Raw genomic sequence first — 5,011 nt, 5'->3', positions numbered from 1 at the left:
ACCCTGAACATCGCCAACCGCGTAAACAACCAAAACGGCTTAATCAGTTCCGCCCAAAACGCCCGAATCAGCGATTCAGGCAAAAACACCCTTGTTGTCAGCAACGATCAAGGCGGCATTGTTGCCGGCAAAGATTTCACATTACAAGCCAAAAGCTACAGCGGCAGCGGACAATTGGCAGCAGGGCAAAACCTCAGCAGCCAAACCCAAGACTTCGGCAACAGCGGTTTAACCGCAGCGGGCAGCACCTTAACCCTGCGCAACCAAAACGCATTGACCAACAGCGGTGAAATCAACGCCGCACAAGTTGATATTGTTTCAGGCAGCCTGAGCAATGCGGGCGGCAAACTCATCGGCAAAGAAATCAGCCTCAACAGCCAAAGCATCAACAACACCCAAGGGCAAATGGATGCCGAACGGTTAACGGCAAGCAGCCAAAGTTTAGACAACAGCCAAGGCGCAATCCGCACCAACGAACAACTCACCCTGAACATCGCCAACCGCGTAAACAATCAACACGGCTTAATCAGTTCCGCCCAAAACGCCCGAATCAGCGATTCAGGTAAAAACACCCTTGTGGTCAGCAACGATCAAGGCGGCATCGTTGCCGGCAAAGATTTCACATTACAAGCCAAAAGCTACAGCGGCAGCGGACAGCTGGCGGCTGGGCAAAATCTTAGCAGTCAAACCCAGGATTTCGGCAACAGCGGTTTAACCGCAGCGGGCAGCATCTTAACCCTGCGCAATCAAAACGCATTGACCAACAGCGGCGAAATCAACGCGACCCAAGTTGATATTGTTTCAAACAGCCTGAGCAATGCGGGCGGTAAACTCATCCAAAGCGGCGGACAGGATTTGCGTATTCGCGCAGCAACCTTAACCAACGGCGGCGTATTGGGTTATGAAATAATACCGGTCAAGTCTTCTGCCGCGCCGACGGCCGGGCAGCAAGCCGGTACAGCCGGAACAGGCACAACTCAAGCCGGCAAGCAGCCGGCAAGCACCGCAGATAATGATTCATTTACCGGCGCGATGAACGTATTTACCGCATTGCCCGCAGGGCAAATCATTATCGGCGAAGGTTTAAACAACCAAGGCGAGATACTGGCAAACGGCGATACGCATCTCAGCGTTACGCAAAATTTATTGAATCGCGGTCAGATCAACGTTGGCGAACTGCATCTTGACAGCGGCATTTTAGACAACCGCGATGCTCAAATCACAGCAAGCATAGCCGATATAACTGCCGTTGAAATCAATAATCGCCGAGGGAAATTGACCGTTGATCAGGATTTGCGGCTTCACGGCAACGACTTAGACAATCGCGGCGGCGTATTGCACAGCAGCGGCACAGCACAATTGCAAATCGGCGGCATCAACAACAGCGAACAAGGCATAATCAGCGCGGCCGGGAATATGTCCGTGCAAAGCGAAGGGCTGAATAACCGGCAAGGCAATATTGTCAGCAACGGTCAGGCACGCATTGGCAGCCGGCTGATCAACAACACAGACGGAACAATAGACGCACAATCGTTAAACATCACCGCAGCGGATATTGACAACCGGCACGGTCATATTCGTGCCGGTCAAATGATAGATGCACAAATCAGCAACAGCGTGGATAACCGATACGGGCAGTTAAGCAGCACAGGTGATATTCGGCTTCACGACAATAACAGCAACACACTTATCGTGAATAACCAAAACGGCAGCATCAGTGCCGTACAGGATGTACGAATTCAAAGCGGGGATCTGAAACACGACACAAGCGGCACCGTGGCGGCGGGGCGTGATTTAAACATAGCCTTAAAAAATGACATCAATACCCAAACTGACTATACCGCCGGCAGAAATCTGATTCTCACCAGCTTAGGCAGCATCAACAATCAACACCGCTTACAAGGCGGCAGTAGCGTATTGCTGACAGCAAACAACATCAGCAATCAAGCAAGCGGCGTGATTGAATCGGCGGATCATACCGAACTAAATGCCAAGAACCACATTGCCAATGAAGGCTTAATCAACAGCGGCGGCAACTCATGGCTCCACAGCGGCAACAGCATCACCAATCATGGCAGCGGCAGAATTTATGGTGATCACATCGCCATTGGCGGCAAGGTATTGAATAATATTGAAGAAGACATCAATGGCAAAACCCAATCTGCGGTGATTGCGGCACGAGAACGCTTAGACATCGGCGTTAAACAACTGAACAACCTCGGCAGCGGCGCGGACAAAGTCGTCAACGGCGAATGGCAGCTTGGCGGCGGCAGCAGTTTGATTTTAAGTTTGGGCAGTTTGCATGTGGGCGGCGCATTAGACACAAACGGCACAGCAAAGGACAAAGCGCAAACCCTCATCAATCGCGGTGGCCGGATAGAATCGATCGGAGACATGTATTTGTCGGCAGCGCAGATACACAATCTGAATAATCGCTTTGAAATAGAAAAAGGCGTGGAGACAGACAGCCGTCAAGAACAGCGTTGGAGTACACCGGGCAGCAGCGAGTGGTATATACAAGGAAAGGACGGCAATTGGCGGCAAACAAGCAACCATGCCAAAGGGCGGTTTGATTTTTATGACGGACGCGGGTCAATTGAACAAAGTACGTGGCGCACAGAAAACGTTACCATCACCCGCCATGAAGATAAATTAAAGCATTCCGAAGCCGGGCAGATTATTGCGGGCGGTGATTTGCATGTGGATAGCAAGCAATTACTGAATGAGAACAGCCAAATTTTAATCGGCGGAGATTGGCTGGGCAGTAATAAAGACTTGGTGTTGGAGAACAAAGAAACCCAAGCGCAGGTTTATGAACACGAAACCGGTTCAGGCGCACAAAGCAAAGCGTATAAAAAACGCTTTAAATGGCGGCGTAAAAATACCGCAAGTTGGAGCGTGGACAGAGAGAACCTGGTGGACGAAAAACCTTTTGAAGGCTTTATCAGCTATCAAGAGCACATCAATACCGGCGGCAAGCAAAATATTGGCGACAGCAATATCGGCACAGTCGGTCAAGTATTGGCAAACGGAGCCGAGCAAACCGGCACAGCGGCACGTCAAGGGAATCATACCGGACTGACCCGCAGTGAAACGCAAGCGGGCACTGCCGCCGCGCAGCAAAACCAAACCGACAGCATTGCGGCCGGTCAAATTGACGGAATCCGCATCGCCGCGGAAACAGCGGATAAAACCATCCGTCATACCAACCCATCGGCAGACACAGCCAAAGCAAAACAAGACAATGGCGCAGCATTAAAGGAAACACAAAGCGAAGCCGCAATAAAGAGCGGCAGCGGCGAGAACCGAGTTGATGCACAAACACAAAACGGACAAGACATCACCGTCGGCGGCACAAGCCAAACCCAGCAGCAAGCGCAGCAAAGCCACGACATCACCCAGGCCGCGGCCAAAACCGTCAACGGCAAAACCGTATTGCCCGGCAACAGCCTGTACCACATCAACCCCAACCCCGGCGGTTATTTGGTAGAAACCGATCCTGCCTTTACCAACCACAGACGTTGGCTGGGCAGCGACTACATGCTGCAACAGCTGCAGCTTGATCCGCAGCGGACCCAAAAACGGCTGGGTGATGCTTTTTATGAACAACGCCTCATCAACGAGCAAATCGCCCAACTCACCGGTTATCGCCGTTTATCAGGCTACCAAAGCGACGAAGAACAGTTTAAAGCCTTAATGGACAATGGCGCGAGCATCGCCCGACAATTCAACTTAACTCCCGGCATCGCCTTAAGTGCCGCACAAATGGCGCAATTAACCAGCGACATCGTGTGGCTGGTGAGCGAACAGATCAGCCTGCCAGGCGGCGGCACCCAAACAGTATTGGTGCCGAAAGTGTATTTAAAGGTTCGCGAAGGCGATTTAAACGCCAACGGCAGCCTGATCAGCGCGAATAACATCCAACTCAATCTGGGTTCAGGCAGCCTGAATAACCAAGGCACCATTGCCGGACGGAACATCGTTCATCTGCAAGGCGAAAACCTGCGCAGCAGCGGCTTGATACAAGGCAGCAGCATCGCCTTACAAGCGCAAGAGAACATCGTCATCCACGGCGGACAGATACACGGCACAGACAGCGTTAACCTCAGCGGCAGCCGCATAGACATCGCCTCTGTAACCAAAAGAAGCGGCGATGCAATCAACGGCGGCACCAACATAACCCGAGTGGCCGGGATTTATATTGACGGCGGAGCCGAATCGGCATTAAACCTGATTGCCGAGAAAGGCATCACAATACAAGGTGCGGCACTTGTCAACAACCAAGGCAGCAGCCGGCTTTACAGCCAAAACGGCAACATTAGCATCGGCACCGTTGCCGTCAATCAAAGCATAGGCTATGGCGATTTAAACGATAAAAACCATCTGCGCATCAAAAATGAAAGCGAAGTGGGCAGCCAAATTTACAGCGGCGGCAACCTCAGCATCGGCGGCGGACAAATCAATATCCGCCAAAGCGAACTGAACAGCGAACAAGGCCGCGTTTATCTTTACGGCAGCAAAGGCGTACAGATCGAAAGCGGCATTCGCAGCACCGGTCTGCAAGAATCGGTGTACAGCCAAGACAAAGACATCGGCAAAAAAACCACAGAACAGGATCAATATCAAAACCACACAAGCCAAGCGGTAAGCAGCAACATCACCGGCAACAGCATATTGATCGGCAGCGGCAAAGACATCAACATCATCGGCAGCAACATCGTATCGGATCGAGGCACCCAACTGGCGGCGAACGGCAGCATCGTCATCGAAGCGGCAGAGAACCGCAGCAACAGCAGCGAATGGCATGAAACCAAAAAAAGCGGCATCATGGGCGGCGGCGGATTGGGCGTCTTTATCGGCAAAAAACAAGACACCATCAACAGCGACGGCCGCATCGTTGATTATACCGGCAGCCAAGTGGGCAGCTTACAAGGCAACACCGTCATCCAAGCGGGTAAAGACTATACCCAAATCGGCAGCACCGTCTCCGCGCCCGAAGGCACCGTACACA

The 5,011-nt window shown here is 52.0% G+C and carries 1 protein-coding gene; it reads left to right on the top strand.

All coding sequences use genetic code 11. The features are described from left to right. Positions 1–5,011 (top strand): beta strand repeat-containing protein (locus tag Q384_RS10520; RefSeq protein WP_037587917.1); only part of this gene is annotated, 5,011 nt, incomplete at both ends.

This window comes from Stenoxybacter acetivorans DSM 19021 (assembly GCF_000745895.1).
Lineage (GTDB): Bacteria > Pseudomonadota > Gammaproteobacteria > Burkholderiales > Neisseriaceae > Stenoxybacter > Stenoxybacter acetivorans.
The sequence above is the reverse complement of the archived record's forward strand: the minus strand, read 5'-3'. Positions and strand labels throughout refer to the sequence as shown.